The 23,433-nt window shown below is 61.7% G+C and carries 14 protein-coding genes; 10 read left to right on the forward strand and 4 right to left on the reverse strand.

The window, feature by feature from the left end; genetic code table 11:
• Positions 1-27 precede the first annotated feature (27 nt).
• Entirely contained in the window at positions 28-8,328 is an 8,301-nt protein-coding gene (locus ACZ9H3_RS02120; protein WP_476219299.1) for a T1SS-143 repeat domain-containing protein, read from the reverse strand.
• A gap of 494 nt (positions 8,329-8,822) precedes the next feature.
• Between ACZ9H3_RS02120 and ACZ9H3_RS02125 the strand changes: the two genes are divergently transcribed.
• The 10 genes from ACZ9H3_RS02125 to ACZ9H3_RS02170 all read left to right on the forward strand — a co-directional run bounded on the left by ACZ9H3_RS02125 (position 8,823) and on the right by ACZ9H3_RS02170 (position 19,561).
• Positions 8,823-9,788, forward strand: coding sequence for an AMP-binding protein (locus ACZ9H3_RS02125; RefSeq protein ID WP_476219300.1), 966 nt, complete (start codon positions 8,823-8,825; stop codon positions 9,786-9,788).
• Positions 9,785-10,552: an ABC transporter ATP-binding protein gene (locus ACZ9H3_RS02130; protein ID WP_476219301.1), complete on the forward strand. Its 768-nt coding sequence runs from the start codon at positions 9,785-9,787 to the stop codon at positions 10,550-10,552. The genes ACZ9H3_RS02125 and ACZ9H3_RS02130 overlap by 4 nt, the downstream gene beginning before the upstream one ends.
• Positions 10,552-11,433, forward strand: a complete 882-nt coding sequence (locus tag ACZ9H3_RS02135) for a branched-chain amino acid ABC transporter permease (RefSeq protein ID WP_099774282.1) — start codon at positions 10,552-10,554, stop codon at positions 11,431-11,433. The genes ACZ9H3_RS02130 and ACZ9H3_RS02135 overlap by 1 nt, the downstream gene beginning before the upstream one ends.
• A gap of 4 nt (positions 11,434-11,437) precedes the next feature.
• Positions 11,438-12,502, forward strand: a complete 1,065-nt coding sequence (locus ACZ9H3_RS02140; RefSeq protein ID WP_102052016.1) for a branched-chain amino acid ABC transporter permease — start codon at positions 11,438-11,440, stop codon at positions 12,500-12,502.
• Positions 12,503-12,580: 78 nt separating this feature from the next.
• A complete protein-coding gene (locus tag ACZ9H3_RS02145; RefSeq protein WP_476219302.1) occupies positions 12,581-13,921 on the forward strand; it encodes an ABC transporter substrate-binding protein in 1,341 nt (446 codons plus the stop codon).
• A gap of 82 nt (positions 13,922-14,003) precedes the next feature.
• Positions 14,004-15,344 carry an ABC transporter substrate-binding protein gene (locus ACZ9H3_RS02150; RefSeq protein WP_102052141.1) on the forward strand — a complete coding sequence of 447 codons (1,341 nt, stop codon included), beginning with the start codon at positions 14,004-14,006 and terminating at the stop codon, positions 15,342-15,344.
• A gap of 66 nt (positions 15,345-15,410) precedes the next feature.
• Positions 15,411-16,187 carry an ABC transporter ATP-binding protein gene (locus tag ACZ9H3_RS02155; protein ID WP_102052017.1) on the forward strand — a complete coding sequence of 259 codons (777 nt, stop codon included), beginning with the start codon at positions 15,411-15,413 and terminating at the stop codon, positions 16,185-16,187.
• 370 nt (positions 16,188-16,557) lie between these two features.
• Positions 16,558-17,910 carry an OprD family porin gene (locus ACZ9H3_RS02160; protein WP_454241280.1) on the forward strand — a complete coding sequence of 451 codons (1,353 nt, stop codon included), beginning with the start codon at positions 16,558-16,560 and terminating at the stop codon, positions 17,908-17,910.
• 48 nt (positions 17,911-17,958) lie between these two features.
• Entirely contained in the window at positions 17,959-19,191 is a 1,233-nt protein-coding gene (locus tag ACZ9H3_RS02165; RefSeq protein WP_476219303.1) for an SfnB family sulfur acquisition oxidoreductase, read from the forward strand.
• A gap of 10 nt (positions 19,192-19,201) precedes the next feature.
• Positions 19,202-19,561: a hypothetical protein gene (locus tag ACZ9H3_RS02170; RefSeq protein WP_454241282.1), complete on the forward strand. Its 360-nt coding sequence runs from the start codon at positions 19,202-19,204 to the stop codon at positions 19,559-19,561.
• 381 nt (positions 19,562-19,942) lie between these two features.
• On the opposite strand, the gene ACZ9H3_RS02175 is transcribed toward ACZ9H3_RS02170, so the two are convergent.
• The 3 genes from ACZ9H3_RS02175 to ACZ9H3_RS02185 are packed head-to-tail and all read right to left on the reverse strand — an operon-like array spanning position 19,943 to position 23,433.
• Entirely contained in the window at positions 19,943-20,932 is a 990-nt protein-coding gene (locus tag ACZ9H3_RS02175) for an ABC transporter permease (protein ID WP_476219306.1), read from the reverse strand.
• 1 nt (position 20,933) lies between these two features.
• On the reverse strand, positions 20,934-21,932 hold the full coding sequence (locus ACZ9H3_RS02180; RefSeq protein ID WP_083199715.1) for an ABC transporter permease: 999 nt from the start codon (positions 21,930-21,932) through the stop codon (positions 20,934-20,936).
• Complete coding sequence (locus ACZ9H3_RS02185; protein WP_476222673.1) at positions 21,922-23,433, reverse strand: sugar ABC transporter ATP-binding protein; 1,512 nt, start codon at positions 23,431-23,433, stop codon at positions 21,922-21,924. The genes ACZ9H3_RS02180 and ACZ9H3_RS02185 overlap by 11 nt, the downstream gene beginning before the upstream one ends.

A 23,433-nucleotide genomic window follows, 5' to 3' on the forward strand; every position in this document is an offset into this window, starting at 1 on the left:
CTCGCATCCTGTACTGCGCGCAGTACCTCAGGCACCGCCAAACACAATGTCGCTATTCAGAACATCGACTCCGACCAAGGTGATCGTCGTTGTTTGTCCGCCGGACTCGGCGATCGTCACGATGCTGTCTGCACCGGCGTTGTTGATTGATTGGACAACCGCGTTCTGGTCGCCGTTGAGCACCAGCGTGTCTCGGTGGCCGGCGGTCACATCGAAGCCGGTGACCTGATACTGGTTCTCTGTGAGTGACAGATCGACGTTGAAGGCATCACGCGCACCGCTTGTTCCAACCAGCGTGAAGTCGAAGGTGGCGTCGGCCGCATCGTTGGCAAACAAGTCGGCGTTAAAGGTACTTGTCGCCGAGTCCCCGTCCTTGTCGGTCACCGTCGCGTTGAACGTCAGCTTGACATCACTGGCCAGGTTCTCGCTTTCCTGAATGAACTCGATCACCGGTATCTTGATCTCGCCTCGGCCCATCGTCAGTTGAACCGCGTCGATCAGTGCCGTTCCTTCCCTCTCGATGAGGAAGGACACCTGTCCACCGGCCTCCGGCGTCAGGGTATTCACTTCGATGAGGTCCGAGAACGTACCATCCTCGTAGTAAATCCTGTAGTACAGGTCTTCTGTCGCGGTGTCGTACCCCCCCACGGAGTTGTCGATGAAGACCTTCATTCCCGTCAGCAGGGTCTCTGGGTTGATGACGAAACTCTCATCGGCTGCGCTGATTGCCGCCAGGTTGTCTCCTTGGAATAGGTTGTTGGCAACACCAATGCCGGATGTGCTGACGTTCATCGATGCAGGATCGATGTACGACGGTAACGGGTTAGTCTGCAGCGCTGCTTCCGTGGGGTCGTAGGCTCCGAGCCCGATACCGGACAGGATGTCCGTTGTAGACGCAAGCGCTTTTGCCGAGAAGAAGACAATTTCCTCAGATGCAGAAGGAATGGTTGGATCATTTGTCTCCGGAATCAACAGCGTGCGAACCGGATCAGGACCGCCGGCTGCAAGTGAGCCGTCGGCACTGCTGAGCACCACCGTCGAACTGAAGCCCTGAACCAGATCCAGTGCATAGCTGCCATTGGCAAACACGGTCAGCGTGTAGTCGACGCTGGTATCTGCTGTTTGAGCATTGTTGTCAAAGTCACCGGTCAGCGTTCCTGCGAATTGGTACGCGCCATTGGCATCCGGTGAGGGCGATAGTTCGGTGAGCGTGCCGGTCCCGGTCGTTGTTGTGTTGTCTGGCCTGACAAGCGTGAACTCACCGTTCACCAGCGAGACATCCAGGCCGGCTGCACCCAGCCCGTCGGCTCCGTCCGACTTATCCCAGAACCCGTATTGCGCAAGGACGCTACCGGTCCCGATCAGGTTGCCGAACGCGAGTGTCGGCGTATCGTCGTCAACGGTGATGACCAGTTTGTCGGCGGCTGCCGTGACGGTGTCGCCGTCCTTGTCGGTGGCCTGCAGCAGGGTACCCAGGTTAATAGTGATGTCGTTTTCGTCATTGCCGGCTGCATGGTCTAGCGGCTTGAGCAGGGTGAAGGTGTAGGCACCGGCAGCGGTGAGGCTGAAGGTGAATACGTCCACCACACCGGCCTTGGCCGTGAGGGTGTTGCCCACGACGCTGTACACCAGTGCCACGCCGCCCGAGCTTAGCGCTGACAAGCCACTGGTATTACTCGACAAGCCATAGCTCAGCGGTGTGTCGGCACCGGACTGGAAGATGCCGGTCACGCTGCCACTGGCGGTGGTCGCCTCGCCGGCAACGTCGCCGATCCCGCCGGGGATGCCGTTGGTCAGGCCGTCTTCATCGACCGTTCCGGTTACAGGGGTGCCGGTTGCCGTTGGGGTGTCGTCGTCAACGGTGATGACCAGTTTTTCAGCGGCGGCGGTGACGGTATCGCCGTCCTTGTCAGTGGCTTGCAGCAAGCTGCCCAGGTTGATGGTGATATCGTTTTCGTCATTGCCGGCTGCATGGTCCAGCGGCTTGAGCAGGGTGAAGGTATACGCACCGGCGCTGGTGAGGCTGAAGGTGAACACGTCCACCACACCGGCCTTGGCGGTAAGGGTGTTGCCCACGACGCTGTACACCAGTGCGACGCCGCCCGAGCTCAGTGCCGGCAAGCCGCTGGTGTCACTCGACAAGCCATAGCTCAGCGGCGTATCGGCGCCAGACTGGAAGATGCCGGTCACGCTGCCACTGGCGGTGGTCGCCTCGCCGGCAACATCGCCGGTGCCGCCGGCAATGCCATTGGTCAGGCCATCCTCATCGACCGTGCCAGTCGCCGCAGTACCGGTTGCCGTTGGGGTGTCGTCGTCAACGGTGATGACCAGTTTTTCAGCGGCGGCGGTGACGGTGTCGCCGTCCTTGTCGGTGGCCTGCAGCAAGCTGCCCAGGTTGATGGTGATATCGTTTTCGTCATTGCCGGCTGCATGGTCCAGCGGCTTGAGCAGGGTGAAGGTATACGCACCGGCGCTGGTGAGGCTGAAGGTGAATACGTCCACCACACCGGCCTTGGCCGTGAGGGTGTTGCCCACGACGCTGTACACCAGTGCCACGCCGCCGGAACTCAGTGCAGGCAAGCCGCTGGTGTCACTCGACAAGCCATAGCTCAGCGGCGTGTCGGCACCGGACTGGAAGATGCCGGTCACGCTGCCACTGGCGGTGGTCGCCTCGCCAGCAACGTCGCCGGTTCCGCCGGGGATGCCGTTGGTCAGGCCGTCTTCATCGACCGTTCCGGTTACAGGGGTGCCGGTTGCCGTTGGGGTGTCGTCGTCAACGGTGATGACCAGTTTTTCAGCGGTGGCGGTGACGGTGTCGCCGTCCTTGTCAGTGGCTTGCAGCAAGCTGCCCAGGTTGATGGTGATATCGTTTTCGTCATTACCGGCCGCATGGTCCAGCGGCTTGAGCAGGGTGAAGGTGTACGCACCGGCGCTGGTGAGGCTGAAGGTGAATACGTCCACCACACCGGCCTTGGCCGTGAGGGTGTTGCCCACGACGCTGTACACCAGTGCGACGCCGCCGGAACTCAGTGCAGGCAAGCCGCTGGTGTCACTCGACAAGCCATAGCTCAGCGGCGTGTCGGCGCCGGACTGGAAGATGCCGGTCACGCTGCCACTGGCGGTGGTCGCCTCGCCGGCAACATCGCCGGTGCCGCCGGCAATGCCATTGGTCAGGCCATCTTCATCGACGGTGCCAGTCGCTGCCGTGCCGGTTGCCGTTGGCGTGTCGTCGTCAACGGTGATAACCAGTTTTTCAGCGGCGGCGGTGACGGTATCGCCGTCCTTGTCGGTGGCTTGCAGCAAGCTGCCCAGGTTGATGGTGATGTCGTTTTCGTCATTGCCGGCTGCATGGTCCAGCGGCTTGAGCAGGGTGAAGGTATACGCACCGGCGCTGGTGAGGCTGAAGGTGAATACATCGACCACACCGGCCTTGGCGGTGAGGGTATTGCCTACGACGCTGTACACCAGCGCGACGCCGCCGGAGCTCAGTGCCGGCAAGCCGCTGGTGTCACTCGACAAGCCATAGCTCAGCGGCGTATCGGCGCCGGACTGGAAGATGCCAGTCACACTGCCGCTGGCGGTAGTCGCCTCGCCAGCAACGTCGCCGGTGCCTCCAGGGATGCCGTTGGTCAGGCCATCTTCGTCGACGGTGCCAGTCGCTGCGGTGCCGGTTGCCGTTGGCGTGTCGTCGTCGACGGTGATAACCAGTTTTTCAGCAGCGGCGGTGACGGTATCGCCGTCCTTGTCGGTGGCTTGCAGCAAGCTGCCCAGGTTGATGGTGATATCGTTTTCGTCATTGCCGGCCGCATGGTCCAGCGGCTTGAGCAGGGTGAAGGTATAGGCACCGGCGCTGGTGAGGCTGAAGGTGAATACGTCCACCACACCGGCCTTGGCGGTAAGGGTGTTGCCCACGACGCTGTACACCAGTGCGACGCCGCCCGAGCTCAGTGCCGGCAAGCCGCTGGTGTCACTCGACAAGCCATAGCTCAGCGGCGTATCGGCGCCGGACTGGAAGATGCCGGTCACACTGCCGCTGGCGGTAGTCGCCTCGCCAGCAACGTCGCCGGTGCCTCCAGGGATGCCGTTGGTCAGGCCATCTTCATCGACGGTGCCAGTCGCCGCAGTACCGGTTGCCGTTGGGGTGTCGTCGTCAACGGTGATAACCAGTTTTTCAGCGGCGGCGGTGACGGTGTCGCCGTCCTTGTCAGTGGCTTGCAGCAAGCTGCCCAGGTTGATGGTGATGTCGTTTTCGTCATTGCCGGCCGCATGGTCCAGCGGTTTGAGCAGGGTGAAGGTGTAGGCACCGGCGCTAGTGAGGCTGAAGGTGAACACGTCGACCACGCCGGCTTTGGCGGTGAGGGTGTTGCCCACGACGCTGTACACCAGTGCGACGCCGCCCGAGCTCAGTGCCGGCAAGCCGCTGGTGTCACTCGACAAGCCATAGCTCAGTGGCGTATCGGCGCCGGATTGGAAGATGCCGGTTACGCTACCGCTGGCGGTGGTCGCCTCGCCGGCAACGTCGCCGGTGCCTCCGGGGATGCCGTTGGTCAGGCCATCTTCATCGACGGTGCCAGTCGCTGCCGTGCCGGTTGCCGTTGGCGTGTCGTCGTCAACGGTGATAACCAGTTTTTCAGCGGCGGCGGTGACGGTATCGCCGTCCTTGTCGGTGGCTTGCAGCAAGCTGCCCAGGTTGATGGTGATGTCGTTTTCGTCATTGCCGGCTGCATGGTCCAGCGGCTTGAGCAGGGTGAAGGTATACGCACCGGCGCTGGTGAGGCTGAAGGTGAATACATCGACCACACCGGCCTTGGCGGTGAGGGTATTGCCTACGACGCTGTACACCAGCGCGACGCCGCCGGAGCTCAGTGCCGGCAAGCCGCTGGTGTCACTCGACAAGCCATAGCTCAGCGGCGTATCGGCGCCGGACTGGAAGATGCCAGTCACACTGCCGCTGGCGGTAGTCGCCTCGCCAGCAACGTCGCCGGTGCCTCCAGGGATGCCGTTGGTCAGGCCATCTTCGTCGACGGTGCCAGTCGCTGCGGTGCCGGTTGCCGTTGGCGTGTCGTCGTCGACGGTGATAACCAGTTTTTCAGCAGCGGCGGTGACGGTATCGCCGTCCTTGTCGGTGGCTTGCAGCAAGCTGCCCAGGTTGATGGTGATATCGTTTTCGTCATTGCCGGCCGCATGGTCCAGCGGCTTGAGCAGGGTGAAGGTATAGGCACCGGCGCTGGTGAGGCTGAAGGTGAACACATCGACCACACCGGCCTTGGCGGTAAGGGTGTTGCCCACGACGCTGTACACCAGTGCGACGCCGCCCGAGCTCAGTGCCGGCAAGCCGCTGGTGTCACTCGACAAGCCATAGCTCAGCGGCGTATCGGCGCCGGACTGGAAGATGCCGGTCACACTGCCGCTGGCGGTAGTCGCCTCGCCGGCAACATCGCCGGTGCCGCCGGCAATGCCATTGGTCAGGCCATCCTCATCGACCGTGCCAGTCGCCGCAGTACCGGTTGCCGTTGGGGTGTCGTCGTCAACGGTGATGACCAGTTTTTCAGCGGCGGCGGTGACGGTGTCGCCGTCCTTGTCAGTGGCTTGCAGCAAGCTGCCCAGGTTGATGGTGATGTCGTTTTCGTTGTTGCCGGCCGCATGGTCCAGCGGCTTGAGCAGGGTGAAGGTATACGCACCGGCGCTGGTGAGGCTGAAGGTAAATACGTCCACCACACCGGCCTTGGCGGTAAGGGTGTTGCCCACGACGCTGTACACCAGTGCGACGCCGCCGGAAGTCAGTGCAGGCAAGCCGCTGGTGTCAGTCGACAAGCCATAGCTCAGCGGCGTGTCGGCACCGGACTGGAAGATGCCGGTCACGCTGCCACTGGCGGTGGTCGCCTCGCCGGCAACGTCGCCGGTTCCGCCAGGGATGCCGTTGGTCAGGCCATCTTCATCGACGGTGCCAGTCGCCGCAGTACCGGTTGCCGTTGGGGTGTCGTCGTCGACGGTGATGACCAGTTTTTCAGCAGCGGCGGTGACGGTATCGCCGTCCTTGTCAGTGGCCTTCAGCAAGCTGCCCAGGTTGATGGTGATGTCGTTTTCGTTGTTGCCGGCCGCATGGTCCAGCGGTTTGAGCAGGGTGAAGGTGTAGGCACCGGCGCTGGTGAGGCTGAAGGTGAACACGTCCACCACACCGGCCTTGGCGGTAAGGGTGTTGCCCACGACGCTGTACACCAGTGCGACGCCGCCCGAACTCAGTGCAGGCAAGCCGCTGGTGTCACTCGACAAGCTGTAGCTCAGCGGCGTATCGGCACCGGACTGGAAGATGCCGGTCACGCTGCCACTGGCGGTGGTCGCCTCGCCGGCAACGTCGCCGGTGCCGCCGGGGATGCCGTTGGTCAGGCCATCTTCATCGACGGTGCCAGTCGCTGCGGTGCCGGTTGCCGTTGGCCCATCGTCCTCGAAGATGATCTTGGAGCCGATTTCAGCGGTCGAAGTCACCGCTTGGCTCAGTGTGAAACTACCGATATCGAAATCGGCATGGTCATTGCCCTTGGCATCGACGGCTGCACCGTTCTCGATGAGTACACGGTTGTGATTCTGCGTTGTGGTGTATTCAATCTTGTAGCCGGCCTTGATGCCCGTGATGGTGGCAACGCCACCTGTAAAACTGATGGTAATGCTCGGATCATTCACCGATCCGTTTGAGTTCTCGATTACCGCCCCGGTACTCTTGTTGATGATGCGAACATTAGTGATTGCAACCGATGCATCACCTGCGTACCCGTTGACGAAGTTCACACCCGGTTCAGCCGCCGTGTTGAACGCGCTGATTTTTACGATGGCACTCTTGCCGCTCTGTAGCTGAACGACGTCGAAGCTGGCCCCCTTTGCATTGAACATGCCGGTGAAGTCGATGTTGGATTCGACATCTGCTTCGTTCTGGTCAAGGTTGGGAATGGTCACATTCTGCCTGGCACCCGTGACGAACGTAAAACGGATGCCCTCTTGTTCCACAATCATCTGATTGTTGGTGCCAAAGGTGGTCGGACCACCCGCCTGGCTGGTATTGATCGTGTCACCGGTGGTTATGTTGGCGCCGCTTGACTGGTCCGCGGGGTCCTTTCCGGTCGCGATGATGGTGGGGTCTGTGATCCGCAAGACACCGCCGTCGTTGACCACTGTCGGGTTCGCCGTGGTGAACATGAGGAAGAGGTTCTGGCCGGAGGGCGCATTGGCCAGGCTGAATGTCAGATCCTGACTGGCGCCGACGAAAACAATATTCGTGAGATCGATCGGGTCGTCAGGGTTGCTGGCGTCTGGGTTCTTGAACGGTTCGTACTGCACGGTCCAGATTTTGCCGCCGGTGACCGGCGATCCGGTTTCTTCAATATAGGCAGCGAACACGATCTCACCGGCTGGGCCGCCGGCGCGGCCCAGAACGATGTTGTTGTTGGTCTCATCCGTATAGAGAAGGATGTTGGTGCCATTGAGGGTATCCAGTCCGCTGTCCAAGCCATTGAGCGCCGCGCCAAGACTGTCGGTGAAGCTCACATCGGTAATGTTTGCTCCGGGCGTCGGGGTGATGGTGAACGCATCACTGCCGGTGTTGCCAGCAGCCCCGGTATAGCCACTCAAGGCAGCCCCCGTCGCGGTACCTGCCCCAAGTGTCGTCAAGCGTGCCGAGAAGATCGAAGGCAGGGAGGCCACCAGAATGTCATTGTCGTTAGCATCTCCTGCAGGGCTTGGAGTGGCTGTGCTGTTCTGCAACCCGGCTGTTTCGTCCAGCGTCACATTCGCACCGGTTGCCACGATGCTTGGGCCGCTGTCCGTAAACGAGGTTGTCGCTACGGCGTCGTCGCCGGTACCGAACACACCATCGCGGCCCGCAGCGCTGGCGGTGAGCAGAAACCTGGCATCTGCCGAGTCGTCGGGATTTACGTACCACGAGGTGGTGACGCTGCCGTTGACCTGGCCGTCGAGATCGCCGGTACCACCGTCGGTCACATACCAGGGGTCGTGCCCCTCGCCAGTATTGGTGTTGAGTACATCGTCAGGCGTGCCCCACACGCTGTCTGCGCCAGCGTCGGTGACATGATCCACCTCGAGCTTCACGGTACTGCCGGCGGCGAATCCGCTGGCTGTGATGATGGCTGTGCTGCCAGGAGCGTAGTCTTTCAGGTCGGTGGTGACCGTCGGAGCAGTCAGGGCGGCGGGATTGCTCAGGAATGTAAACGTCGTGCTGTCGTTCGCTTTGAAACCTTGGGTGAAGGGCGAAAGATCTGCACCGGTGTAACCGGCTATGTCGTTCTTCAGGGATGAGCTTTTTTTGTAAATAGTCATGACTTTCTCCAGACAGTTTTCAGTCTTCGAGACCTGACCGCAGCCCCTTTCTGCTACATGCCACAACTATGTAAAAGCGCCGGTGATTGCGCATTGGCCGATACTCCTAGGCGCGCTGGGAGTTTCGGACTACTTGGGGAAGGGGAAACGGGATAACGCACAGGGATGGCACCCGTGCTCAAGGTCGCGCGGCGCTGATTGGCCGCTCAGGTGGTCGGGTGCGTTCTTCTGGCAGGGTAGGGCGTTGATCAACTGTCCATGCACGAACAGTTGATCAACAGGCTGTCGCCACGCAGGCACGAGTCGGTGGCATTATTTTTAATCTAAGTATTTGAAAATAAACATAAATTATCTGTTGGCACGGATCCTGTTACATAGCTTTCAAACGCACCGGACAGTGGTGCGAAGCTGAGTAGACAGGAGCAGCCCAGTGCCACGTGAAATGCAGTTGAGCATCGTTGATATGAGCGGTCTGGGCCTTCCAGGAGTTGCCTATGAAGGTCCATGAGCTGAACACCCGGCCGCTTGATGTAGTGCCGGACTTTGCCCTGTCGGCGCTGCGTCGCTGGGCCAGGGAAAAACCGTTGCAGATCGCCCTGCGTCACCGTCGCCAAGGCACTTGGAAGGCCTGGCGCTGGATCGATGTGTTGCGTGAAGTTGAACGGTGCGCTGCCGGTCTGCGTCAGCAGGGTTTTGTGCCTGAAGCACGGCTGGTGTTGTGCGGTGCGATTGAGCCGTCCCTGCTGATCCTGGCAATCGCGGCCCACAGCCTGGGTGGATGCAGCGCAGTCATCAGCCCGCAGAGCCGTGGCGAGGTGTTGCAGCGGCAGTTGCGTCTGCTGCGAGCGGATTTTGCCTTCGTGCAGCGCCGCGAGACCGTTGCTCACTGGCGTCTGGCCGGGCTTGACCCGCTGGCGCCACTGCGACTGTTCTGCGCACAGGCCAGCACCGCACCGCAGGGCGCGTTTCAGGTATTGCCCTTGGCGACGCTGTTTAGCGGTGAACCGTTGTATCACGCTCGTCAGGGGTGGGCTCAGGCCGCGCGTGATGAGGTGGTCTGGGTTGATGAAGGCACGGAGTGGGCCCAGGGCCTGGCTCATGTGCTAAGCCGCTGGCTGGAACGTGGCGAAGGTTTTGCCTTTCCGGAAACCCGTGAAACGGCGAGCCGCGACCGCCGTGAAATCGCCCCGACTGCACTGCTGTTGTCTGCTCAGCGTGCACAGACACTGGCTGAGGAAATCGAGGCACGGCTGGCACCTCAAGGCAGTTGGCGCCGCCGCCTGTGCGACTGGACCCTGGCGGATCCACGCCGTGGCTTGCGCCGCTGGATCAAGTCGCGGGTGCGCCATTTGCTCGGTTTCCAGCGGGTGGCCCACATTGAACACCCGGCCAATGCCGATGCCGAGCGTGCCCCTGGCCGGCTGTTGTGGCTGCACGAGGACCTGGAGCGTGTTGCATGAGTACGCTTCTTGAAGTCCGCAACATCTCCCTGTCATTCAAAGGCGTGAAGGCCATCAATGACCTGTCGTTCGCCGTGCGCCGTGGCGAAATCTGCGCGTTGATCGGCCCCAACGGCGCGGGCAAGAGCTCGCTGTTGAACATCCTCAACGGTGTCTACCGTGCCGATGCCGGCGAGCTGGAGTTCGATGCCGAGCGGCTGCAGCGCCCGCATCCCCTGACGGCAGCGCGCCTGGGCATCGGCCGCACGTTCCAGAACAACGCGCTGTTCAAGAACATGAGCGTGCTGGACAACCTGCTCACTGGCCTGTCGCGTTTCCAGCGCAGCTTTTTTCTCGAGCAGGCGCTGGGCTTGCCACGGGCCCGGCGCGAGGCGCGGGTGTTCGCCGAACGTGCCGAGCAGGTGTTGGAGTTCCTGGAGTTGCAGCCCTGGCGCGACGTCGCGGTGGGTAGCCTGGCATACGGCCTGCAAAAGCGCGTTGAGCTGGGCCGCGCCCTGATTGCCCAGCCAACGCTATTACTGCTCGACGAACCCATGGCCGGCATGAATGCCGAGGAAAAACAGGAAATGAGCCGCTTTATTGCCGACATCAACCGCGACCTGGGCACCACGGTGATTCTGATTGAGCATGACATCAAGGTGGTCATGGACCTCTGCGCCCACGTCGTTGTGCTCGACTACGGGCGCAAAGTCGGCGATGGCACGCCCGCTGAAGTGCAGGCCAATCCTGACGTAATCGCTGCCTACCTGGGGACCGTGCACTGATGAATTTCTTCTTGGAAACCCTGATCGGTGGCTTGCTCGCCGGCACCATGTACTCGTTGGTAGCGATCGGTTTTGTGCTGATCTACAAGGCCAGTGGCGTGTTCAACTTCGCCCAGGGTGCGATGCTGCTGTTTGCTGCGTTGACCTTTGTCAGCCTGCACGAGCAGGGCGTGCCCTTCGTGCTGGCGCTGGCCCTGACCCTGGTAGTGATGATCATCGGCGCCCTGCTGATCGAACGCCTGGTATTGCGGCCGTTGGTCAACCGCTCGCAGATCACCCTGTTCATGGCCACCCTCGGCCTGTCCTTCATCGTCGAAGGGCTGGCGCAAGGGCTGATGGGCGCCCAGGTACGGGCGCTGGACCTGGGCATCGAGGATATCCCGTTGTTCGTGGGCGAGGTCATGATCAGCCAGTTCGACCTGGTTGCTGCCGCGGTTGCCGCAGTGCTGGTCGCGCTGTTGGCGCTGCTGTTCAACCGCACGCGAATCGGTATAGCCCTGCGTGCGGTGGCAGACGATACCCGCGCGGCCTTGTCCATTGGCATCAACCTCAACCGCATCTGGCAGATTGTCTGGGCCGTGGCCGGGATGGTCGGGCTGGTGGCCGGCTTGTTGTGGGGCGCGCGTCAGGGGGTGCAGTTCTCGCTGTCACTGGTGGTCCTCAAGGCCCTGCCGGTACTGATCATCGGCGGTTTCACCTCGATTGGCGGAGCCATCGTCGGCGGGCTGATTGTCGGTGCTGCCGAGAACCTCGCCGAGGCCTATATCGGCCCGCTGATTGGCGGTGGCATCACCCCTTGGTTCGCCTACTTCCTCGCCTTGGTATTCCTCTATATCCGCCCGGCCGGCCTGTTTGGCGACCGTGCCATCGAACGAGTGTGATCGTATGACCACGACTACTGCGCGCCTCACCACCAGCTTTGACGATGCGCCCCTGATCCTGGTACGTCGGCGCTGGCCCCTGGGCCTGGCGCTCCTGCTGCTGGTGGCCTTCGTGGCCTTGCCGCTGCTGGGCGATGACTACTGGCTCAATGCAATCCTGATCCCGTTTCTGGTGCTGTCGCTGGCCGGCCTGGGCTTGAACCTGTTGACCGGCTACACCGGCCAGACGTCGGTTGGCGCTGCGGGTTTCATGGCGGTCGGCGCCTTTGCCACCTATGGCCTGTTGCTGCGAGTGCCGGGTATCCCGCTGCCGTTGGCGTTGGTGGGCGGCGGGTTGATTGCCGCGTTCCTCGGCATGCTGTTCGGTATCCCCAGCGCAAGAATCAAAGGCTTCTACCTGATGGTCACCACACTTGCCGCACAGTTTTTCATTGAGTGGGTGTTTGCCAAGTTTCCCTGGTTCTACAACTATGCGTCGTCCGGCACCATCAGTGCGCCGCGCCTGGAACTGTTCGGCTACAGCCTGGCCTCACCGGTCGGCCGCTACCTGCTGACCTTGAGCTGTGTGGTGCTGCTGACCTGGGTTGCGGTGAACCTGGTGCGCAGCCAGATCGGCCGCAACTGGATGGCGATCCGGGACATGGACACGGCCGCGGCAGTGATCGGCATCCCGGTGGATCGCTACAAGCGTCTGGCGTTTGCGGTCAGTTCGTTCTACCTGGGCATTGCCGGTGCGCTCTGGGCGTTCGCCTACCTGGGGACGGCCAGCGCCGGCAGCTTTGATATCAACCGCTCGTTCCAGATCCTGTTCATCATCATTATCGGCGGCATGGGCAGCATTGCTGGCAACTTCGTCGGTGCCGCGTTCATCAGCCTGATGCCGATCTTTCTCAACCATGCCGGGCAGTGGTTGTTCGGCGGCAATGTCGATGCCGGTCAGTTGCAGAACCTGCAGAAAATCATCTTTGGCACGCTGATCATCGTGTTCCTGATCAAGGAACCGGAAGGCCTGGTACGCCTGTTCGGCAACCTGCGCGACCGGCTCAGGACCTGGCCACTGCGCTTCTAGCGCGATCAAGATTTCCATGCACCTTGACCCGACCACGGGAGGGGACGAACCACACTCCATCTCAAAGAAGTGAACGACATGCGTAACCCCCTCCAGCGTACCCTCATCAGCGCCTTGTTTGCGCTTGGCTTCCAGTCCCTGCTGCCCGCGGTGGCGCAGGCCGCCAGCAATGAACAGTTTGTGCCCATGGCCACCTACCGGGTCGGCGCCTATGCCTCCAGTGGCATCCCTTGGTGGGCTGGCGAGATTGACTATTTTCGCTACATCAACGAAGTCGAGGGCGGCATCAATGGCGTCAAGCTGGTCTGGCAGGAGTGCGAGACCGAGTGGAGCGTTGATCGCATCGTCGAGTGCTACGAGCGCTACAAGGGCGGCTTGAACGGCGCACCGACCGCGTTCTTCTTCACCCACAGTACACCGGGCTCGTATGCGTTGATGGAGAAGGGCGCGGCTGACCGGATCCCGCTGATCGATGGTGCGGGCGGGCGTACCGAGTCCACCGACGGCAGCGTGTTCCCCTACGCGTTCCCGTTGTTGCTCAATTACTACGGCCAGGCGTCGGTGGGTATCAACTACATCGCCCAGCGCGAAGGCGGGTTCGACAAACTCAAAGGCAAGAAGATCGTGACCGTGTACCACGACTCTGCCTATGGCCGCGAGACCCAGGCGCCGATGGCGTTGCTGGCGCAGAAGTACGGCTTTGAAAACATCCAGATCCCGGTGGCCGATCCGGGTAACGAACAGTCCGCGCAGTGGCGCCAGGTGCGCCAGATCAAGCCGGACTGGGTGTTTCTGCGCACCTGGGGCGTGTCCACGCCGGTCGGTATCAAGACCGCAGCACGCTTTGGCATTGCGGTCGATCGCATCATCGGTGACGTCTGGGCCGGCTCCGAGGCTGACGTGATTCCGGCCGGCACCGCGGCCAAGGGCTACCAGGCGCTGGCACCGTTCCCCGGTGGCGCAGAGTTCGAGATTCACAAACGCCTCAAGCAGTACATCCTCGACACCGGCAAGAGCGATCTCAAGGACCCAGCCTACTTCGGCAAGGTGTACTACAACGTCGGCTTGATCAACGCGGCCATCGCGGTCGAGGCACTGCGCACTGCGCAAACCAAGTTCGGCCATCGCCCGTTGAATGGCGAGGAAGCACGCTGGGGCTTTGAACACTTGAACATCGATGCGGCGCGCCTCAAGGCCAGCGGCTTCGAGGGCTTGCTCCCGCCTTTGAAACTGTCGTGTGCTGATCACGAGGGCGGTGGTGCCGCCCGCGTGCAGCAATGGGACGGGGAGAAGTGGCAGTTGGTGACGGGCTGGCTGCAAGCCGACCGCGATACGCTGCGGCCGCTGATCGAGGCCAAGTCCGCCGCCTATACCAAGGAAAAGGGCATCACCCCACGTGATTGCGCGGCCGAACAGTAAGCCTGCCTGCCTCATGAAAGCACCTGCCCGCGGCACCCCTTGGGTTGCCGCGCGGCGAAAGGACGAGAGAGAACCCATGACCCTGAATGCAACCCTCAAATACAGCGCCACCGCGCTCGCCCTGGCGCTAGGCCTATACTCGGCATTGCCACAGCCAGCACAGGCCGCCGCCACAGAACAATTCTTTCCCCTGGCCACCTACCGCGTCGGCGCTTATGCCTCCAGTGGTATTCCGGTGTGGGCCGGGATGATCGACTACCTGCGTTACATCAATGAAGTGGAAGGCGGCATCAACGGCGTCAAGTTGGTGTGGCAGGAATGCGAGACCGAATGGACGGCGGAGAAGGGCATCGAGTGCTATGAGCGCTTCAAGAACGGCCTCAATGGAGCCCCCGTGGCCCTCTATCAGCCCAACGGAGCACCCGCTGCGTACGCCCTGGCCGACAAGGCTGCCGCTGACAGGATTGCGCTGATCACGCTCGGCTATGGCCGCACCGAGGCCACCGACGGCAGTGTGTTCCCGTACAACTTCCCGGCCATGTTGACCTTCTACAGCGAGGCGTCGGCATTCATCAACTACGTAGCAGCGCGCGAGGGTGGCCTGGACAAGCTCAAGGGCAAGAAGATTGCCACCGTCTATCACGACTCCGCCTACGGCCGTGAAACCCAGGGGCCGCTGCAGCTGCTGGCGGAAAAATATGGTTTCGAGAACATCCAGATCCCGGTGGCCGATCCTGGGAACGAGCAGGCTTCGCAGTGGCGTAAGGTGCGCCAACTCCAGCCGGACTGGGTATTCCTGCGTACCTGGGGCGTGTCCACGCCGGTGGCGATCAAGACGGCGGCGCGCTTCGGTTATCCGGTAGACCACATTGTCGGCGACATTTGGGCCAGCTCGAATGAGGACGTACTGCCCGCGGGCGAGGCGGGCAAAGGCTACCTGGCGCTGACACCCTACCCAGGCGGTGCCACCTTCGATATTCACCAGCGCATCAAGCAGCACATTCTCGACAAGGGCAAAAGTGACCTCAAGGACCCCAAGAGTTTTGGCAGCGTGTACTACAACTCCGGGCTGGTGAACGCGGCCATCGCGGTAGAGGCGATACGCGCCGGGCAGAAAAAATTCGGCAACCGTCCACTCAACGGTGAAGAGGGACGCTGGGGCCTGGAGCACCTGAACCTCGATGATGCACGCCTCAAGGAGATCGGGTTTCTGGGCCTCATGCAGCCGCTCAAACTGTCGTGTGATGACCATGAGGGCGGCGGTGCAGCGAAGGTACAGCAGTGGGACGGCAAGCAGTGGAACCTGATCACCGACTGGGTTCAGGCCGACCGTACGACCTTGCGCCCACTGATCGATGCCAAGTCTGCAGAGTACGCCAAAGAAAAAGGTGTTCAAGCACGCGATTGCGCGGCTGAGCAGTAAGTGATGCCTGCCTGCGTGCCGCGATCCTGAACGGTGCGCCCTGAGCTTAGTAGAAGGTGCGTATAGATGAATACAGTAACCCGTCCTGCTGTCGAGCGTGCCGAGCTGCTCGCCGTCGAGGACATCGAAGTGGTCTATGACGGCGCCATCCTCGCGGTTGTCGGCGTTTCTCTGCGGATCGAGGAGGGCGGTATTGTCGCCCTGCTGGGGGCCAACGGTGCAGGTAAAAGTACCACGCTCAAGGCTATCTCCGGCCTGGTCCAGGCCGATCGCGCGCGGGTTACCCGCGGCCAGATCCACTTTCGCGGGCAGGACACCGCCGGGGTCGCGGCCAACGTGCTGGCACGCCAGGGCATTGTCCATGTGCTGGAAGGGCGTCATGTGTTTGCCCATCTCACCATCGAGGAAAACCTGCGCAGTGGCGGCTTTTTGCGCAACCCCTCCAGGCGTGAGCTGGAGCAGGACCTGGAGCGGATCTACACCTGGTTTCCGCGGTTGAAGACCAAGCGCAAGACCCAGGCGGGGCTGACCTCGGGCGGCGAACAGCAGATGCTGGCCATTGGGCGTGCGCTGATGACCCGGCCCTCCCTGGTGTTGCTTGATGAACCGTCCATGGGCCTGGCACCGATCATCGTCGAGGAAATTTTCGATATCGTTGCCCAGCTCAATGCTCAGGAAGGCGTGAGCTTTCTGGTGGCCGAACAGAACATCAATGTTGCGCTGCGTCACGCCAGTTATGCCTACATTCTGGAGAACGGCCGGGTGGTGGGTGAGGGCGCCGCCAGTGAGTTGGCCGCCCGCGAAGACATCCAGCATTTCTACCTCGGTGGCAAGGCCGACTGAGGCACGCCACGCACTCGTTTTCCTCCTCTCCCGATGGGTGCCTGTGCGCCCATCGGTGCGGTTTTCTATCGTACCCCCGCACCTGATCTCTCCTTTTCCAGCACACATACAACATGACTTTCCGCGTGCGAATCCGCCTGCGGTGGATGGCGTTCGACTGTGCCTGACGGCATTCGGGTGTCGACCTTCGAATGTGCTGTGTGGCACGCAACACTGATCGGTCAGTTTGCCCGTTGGTAAAATTCCCGTTTCTCAGGTTTGTATTTTAAGTTGTTGATATATAAGGATTAATTAATTGGCATGGTTGTTGAAATAGTTGAGTGAACAGCGCCTGCACGGGCGTTACATACGCAACTACTAGGACCTTGCCATGCGTTTTGGAAACAACCATCGAACAGCCCTTTCATTGACCCTTGCCCTGGCCAGCCCGGCCTTTGCCGCCAGCGAAGAAAGCGAAGGCTTCCTTGAGGGCACGCAGGTACATGTGCTCAACCGCAACTACTTCTTCAGCCAGGACTACCGCAACGGCGATTTCGCCCGCAACCCCAATACCGGTGAACGGCAGAGCCAGCATCGCGAATGGGGGCATGGCGTGATCGCCGATGTGCAATCCGGTTTCACCCAGGGCACGGTCGGCTTTGGCCTGGATGTGCAGGGCGTATTGGGCCTCAAGCTCGATGGTGGTAATGGTGTGGTCGGCAACGGTGTGGGGGTGCCGGGCATCGTTTCGCGCTCTGGTGCCAACTTCGATGGCGAACCCAAGGATGAGTACAGCAAGGTCGGCGCGGCGCTCAAGGTGCGTGCCTTCGACACCGAAGTGCGCTACGGCGATGTGCGCCCAACCAGCCCGGTACTCTATGCCAGCGATATTCGCCTGTTGCCCCAGACCTTGCGCGGCCTGGTGTTTCGAAACACCTCCGTGGAGGGCCTGACCCTGCAGGGCGGCAAGCTTGAGTCGAGCAGCGATCGCAACGCCAGCAACCACCGTGGTGACCTCGGCACGGTGTACGCGGGGCGCTTCAAGGGCGCCAACGATGTGATCTACCTGGGCGGTGACTATGTGTTCAACGACCAACTGAGCTTCAAGTTGCACACCAGCCGGCTTGACGACATCTGGAACCAGTCCTTCGCCCGCTTCGATTTTGTGCAGCCGATCAACGAGGCCCTGAGCGTCAACACCGGCCTGAACTACTACCGCACCCGCGACAGCGGCAAGGCGTTGGCCGGCAAGATCGACAACGACTCCTGGAGCGCCCATGCCGGGCTGGGTTATGGCGCCCATGCCTTCAAGTTGAGCTACACGCGGATCGACGGTGACACGCCGTTCGACTATGTCTGGAACACCTACGACCTTGAGTTGGATGCCGCATCCCAGATATCGGACTTCAACAACCCCAACGAGCGTGCCTGGGAGGCGCGTTATGACTACAACTTCGTTGGCCTCGGTGTGCCGGGCCTCACCCTGACCACGCGTTACGTGCGCGGTACCGACATCGATGGCAGCCGCGCCGGGGGTGCCTACAGCTACTACAGCGGCATCAAGGATGGCAGCCACTGGGAGCGCAACGTCTGGATCAAGTATGTGGTGCAGAGCGGGCCGGCCAAGGACCTCTCATTCAACCTGATGCAGGCCACGCACCGTGTCGGCGGCGATCACGTGGCCGAGTCCAACGTTGACGAAGTGCGTTTCATCGTCGAGTACCCGCTGGATTTCCGCTTGTAAGCCTGTGCTGTAGCCCTTTCTTACCTGTACCGCATGGAGTAGTCACGCATGACCGATAGACTGCATACCCGCCTGCCCGAGCAGGCCATTTCAGCGCCTCGGCGTCCGGCGCATATTATTCGTAGTGATGCCGAAGCCATTGAGGTGGCCCAGCGCCTGGCCCAGGATTTTGCCCAAGAAGCCGTTGCGCGTGATCGCGAGCGACGTCTGCCGTGGGCGGAGCTGGACCGCTTTTCCGAGAGTGGCCTGTGGGCCATTACCGTTCCCAAGGCCCATGGTGGTGCTGGCGTGTCCTGCGCCACGCTGACCGAGGTCGTGGCAACCGTTTCAGCGGCGGACTCCTCGCTGGGGCAGTTGCCGCAGAATCACTACGGTGTGATCAACAACCTGCTGTTGACCGGGAGCGAGGCACAGCAACATCACTATTTTGCCAAGGTGCTTGCCGGCTATCGGTTCGGCAATGCGTTCTCCGAAGCCAAGAGCAAAACCGTCACTGCGTTCGAAACACGCATTCATTTTGAGGGCGACACCGCGGTGCTGGAGGGCGAGAAGTTCTACTGCACCGGCGCGCTGTTCGCTCACATTGTCCCGACGGCGGCGGTGGATGAGCAGAACCGGCCGTTCATTGCGTTTGTGCCACGGGACGCGCAAGGGCTGAGCATTGTCGATAACTGGGATGGCTTTGGGCAGCGCACCACCGCCAGTGGCAAGGCATTGATCGACCGCGTACGCGTGCCGCTCAGCGCCGTGATTCCGGCCTGGAAAGCCTATGACCGACCCACCGCCGATGGGCCGGTGTCGCAGATCATTCAGGCCGCAGTGGACACCGGCATTGCCCGAGGCGCGTTTGCCGAAACCCTGCGCGTGGCGCGAGAGGCGCGTCCGTGGGTCGACAGTGGTTTGCAGCACGGTTGGCAGGACCCACTTAGCCAGGCTGCGATTGGCGACCTGGCCTGGCGCCTGCACGCTGCCGAAGCGATCCTCCAGGCGTCCGCCCAGGCCGTGGACCTTGCGCTTGCGGAGCCTACCGAAGCAAGCGTCGCCCACGCCTCGGTGGTTGTCGGCCAGGCCAAAGTCCTGTCTACCGAGATCGCCCTGTTGGCGTCGACCCGGCTGCTGGAGCTGGGAGGCACGCGCAGTGTGTCTGCCAGCCAGGGGCTGGACCGTTTCTGGCGTAACGCGCGCACGCATACGCTGCACGATCCGGTGCGCTGGAAATACCACCTGATCGGCAACCAGCGCCTGAACGGCGTCAATCCACAACGTCATTCCTGGAACTGAGGACCTGCTTATGTCTCACGCTCATACACTGGCCGACCTGGGGTTCGCGCAAAATGTTCAACGTGCGCTGGTCGAACACTTGCAAGGCAGCCCGTTGAAGGACGATACCCTGACCATCGCAAGTATTGGTGACCTGGAGGTGCGTATTGCTGCCGCCGATGCGTTGCTGGCGCAGGCCGGGCGCTCGTCGGTCGAGGCCGCCAGCGCACGCTTGGCGGCTGCGGAAGCGGCACAACGGGCGAGTGAGCTGCAGGTCGAGCTGACCGGAAGGCAAACGCCGCGCCCGTCGATTGAGGGCGATGCCGTACCGTTGTCGCAACTGCGCCGTCGCTTGGGCGACCACTACCTTAACGGTGTGGCACTGACCTGAGCAAAACACACCTGCCATCCCGGGGGATCGGAATGGCAGGTGTGTCATTCGCCTTGTGAACATATCCATTCCCTGCAGCGGCGCCACCGGCAGGCTTGCCTGCGATGGTATCGGCGGGGTGTCAGTGCCTTCGCGGCGCCTGTATCGCGGGCAAGCCCGGCTCCTACAGGGATGGACTGTAGAAGCAGGCTTGCCTGCGATTGCTTCAGCGCAGTGTCAGCAAGTCCGAGGCGTCTGCATCGTTGGCAAGCCAACGCCCACAACGATCCACACAGAACACTGCATTTCCTGTAGGAGCTGGCTTGCCTGCGATGGCGTCGGCGAAGTGCCAGCGAGACCGTGGCGTCTGCATCGTTGGCAAGCCAACTCCTACAGGGGTGGTCAGGACGGGTCCTTGAATACGCGGCGACCAAGGTAGCTGAACGACAGCACCAGCAGAATCAGTGCGCCCGTGGCCACCTGTTGCCAGTAGAAGTTCCAGCCGATCAGCAGCAGGCCATTGGCGGTGATATTCAGGAAGAGTACGCCCAGCAGTGTACCCGGTACGTTGGCCCGCCCATGGCGGTTGAGGGTGGTGCCGATAAATACGGCGCCGATTGCATTGATCAGAAAGGCGTTACCCGACATCGGTACGTAGGCATTCACTGTACTGCTCAGCAAAATACCCGCGACTGAGCAGGCCAGGGCGCACGCGATGAACACCCGGGCGGTGATGCGCTGCACCGGCACACCGCTGTAGCGCGCGACCTCCGGTTGTTCGCCGATGGCCAGCACCTGACGGCCGAAGCGGCCTTTGGCGAGCGCTACACCGTAACCCGCCGCCAAAACCGCAACGATCAGTAGCGGCAGCGGAATGCCGAGCACGACGATGCTGGCCAGGGCAGGGCGTGCCTGTGCAGCCAGGTAGATCGGCTGGCCGCCGTCGGAGAGCAACTGCTGCACGCTGGTGCCGATAAAGAGCGTACCGAGTGTCGCCAGAAATGGCGAAATACGCAGCCCGCTGATCAACACTGCGTTGAATACGCCGGTCAGGCCGCCCACCAGTATCGCGGACACGATTGCCGGAAACAGCCCAAAGCCAGCATTGAGCGATACGACGAACGTCAGTGCAGCCAGATCCAACGCTACGCTCACCGAAAGGTCGATACCGCCAGCGCTGATTGCCAGCGTCATGCCGATGGCGACGATGGCCAGAAGGGCGAAATTGTTGAGCAATACACTGCTGAGGTTGCCCACACTGAGAAAACCGGGTGCATTGACCGCGAAAAATACCAGCAGCACCAGGAACAAGACGGGCAAGACCAGGCGCAGCCATTGACGACTGATTGATACCGAGGCGGTGCTGGGTAGCACTGTGGTTGATTGGCTCATGTCACGACCTCCCACGCAGCAGGCTTGAACTGGCGACGACCAGTAGAATCAATACACCCTGTACACCGTTGACCCAGAAGCTGGAGATGTTCAGCAGTTGGAAACCATTGACCAGAAAACCCACCAGCAACGTGGCCAGCAATGTACCGCTGATGCTCGGGCGCAGGCGGCGGGAGAACACGCTGCCTAGAAAGGCGATGGCTACAACCGACAGCAGCATCTCCCCAGAGCCGGTAGTGCTTCCACTGAACCAGGCGGCCGAACAAAACGACGCCAGGCTCCCGCACAGACCACTGAGCAGGTAGCTGGAGAACTGATAGGCCGCCACAGGCAGGCCTGCTGCAGTTGCTGCTTCCGGGTACTCGCCAACGGCATACAGGCGCAGGCCGTAACGACTGAACTGGATCAGCAGCGTCAACAGCAGCGCGGCCATAAGGAACACCCAGGCCAATGCCGGCTGCCCCAGCCAATGACCAAAACTGAGCAGCTCCAGTAGCGCTGACTCGGTTGGCAGCACGGTATTTTCAGTCAACACCAGCTCCAGGCCGGCAATCAGGTTCATGCTGGCCAGCGTCGCCAGCAGTGGCGGCAGGCGCAGGCCGACCACCACCAGGCCGTTCAGCGCGCCGATGGCCAGGCCGCATGCCAAGGTCAGGGCGATGCTGCTGGCTGCACTGACGCCCGCGTTGTTCAGCGTGGCATAGACGGCGGCCGACAGCCCGAGATTGGCCGCCAGCGACAGGTCAAGGCCGCCAGATACCACGTTGGAGCCGCCACCGATGATCACGATGGTCAGCCCGAAAGCGAGGAGGCCGAGGATTGCAGATTGCGCGAAGACATTCGAGAGGTTGGTGGGTGAAAGGAAGTTTTGCGCTGTACTGGCAAATACCAGCAAGATCGCCAGGAACGCCAGCGAGGCGCCATGGCGCAGCAGTTTCAATTGCCAGCGGTTCGAGAGTCGTGGGACCGACACGCTGGCCAGGGAGAGATCAGTGGACATAGTCGGGTTCCTGTTGATGATGTGTGCCGGACGCAAGCGCCAGTAGCGTGTCGCTGTCGAGCTCGGCGGCCTTGCGTTGCGCAATGATGGCCCCTCGGTGCATGACATAGACGCGGTCGCACAGGCCCAGCAGCTCGGGCAGATCGGACGAAAGCAGCAAGACACCGGCGCCTTGCTCCACCAGCTTTCCGATCAGACGGTAGATCTCCACTTTGGCGCCGATGTCGATACCGACGCTGGGCTCGTCCAGCAGGTAGAGGGTCGACTGCCGGCTCAGCCATTTGGCCAGCGCCACCTTCTGCTGATTGCCACCGCTGAGCTGGCGCACCCTGGCCTGCGCCCCGGAGGTCTTGATCAGCAGATGCTCGATCAGGGCTTGGGTTTCCTGCTGCTCACGGCGTTCCGAGAGCAGCCCAAACCGGGTGAAGCGTGAGAGGCTGGCCAGGGTGCTGTTCTCCTGAACGGACAGGTCCAGCGCCACCCCTTGCCGGCGGCGCTCTTCCGGCAGCAGGGCAACGCCTTCGCGCACGGCCTGATGCGTACTGTTCAACTCGACAAGTTGCCCGTTCAGGCGAATCTCGCCCTGTTGCGCCGGGTCCAGGCCGAACAGGCTTTTCAGCAGCTCCTTGGCGCCGGAGCCCACCAGCCCGGTGAGGCCGACGATCTCGCCACGGCGCACCAGCAGGTCGATATCGCGATAGGCATGCCGCTTCTGCAGGCCGCTCACCTGCAGTAGCGGCTCGCCCAATGCGACCGGCTGCTTGGGGTACATTTCGGCCACTTCGCGGTTGACCATCAGGCGCGTAATTTCTGCCAGCGACGTGTTGCGCGGATCGACCTCGGCGACATCACGCCCATTGCGCAACACGGTCACCCGGTCACACAGGTGTTCGATCTCTTGCAGGTAGTGAGAGATGTAGATGATCGCCAAGCCCTGATCACGCAATCGCTTGACGATGCGCAGCAATTGCTCAACCTCGCGTTGCACCAGCGCGACGCTGGGCTCATCGAATACCAGCACCTTGGGTTTGGCGATCAGCGCGCGGGTAATCTGCACCACCTGTTGCTCGGCGCTGCTCAGCTCACCGATCAATGCATCCGGCGGCAATTTCAGGTCGAAATACGCGTCAAGCAGGCGTTCGGCTTCCCGCTGTTGCGCACGGCGATCGACGAAAGGGCCGCGGTGTATTTCCTGGCCGAAGAACAGCGCCTCGCTCACCGTGAAACTGGCGGGCAGCAGTCGCTCCTGGTGAATGAACTGAATGCCGAGACGTGCCACCTGGCGCGGCGTGAAGTGTGTGTATTGCTGACCGTCCACCCACAGGCTGCCGGCATCCGGGCGATGAATGCCGGCAAGTACCTTGATCAGGGTCGACTTTCCGGCACCGTTCTCACCGACGAGGCCATGCACGCTGCCACGCTGGACGCGCAGGCTGGCATCGTCTAGCGCCCGCGTGACGCCGAACTGCTTGGTCAGGTTGCGAAGCTCCAGGGCAGGGAT

The organism is Pseudomonas sp. TE3910, from assembly GCF_056279025.1.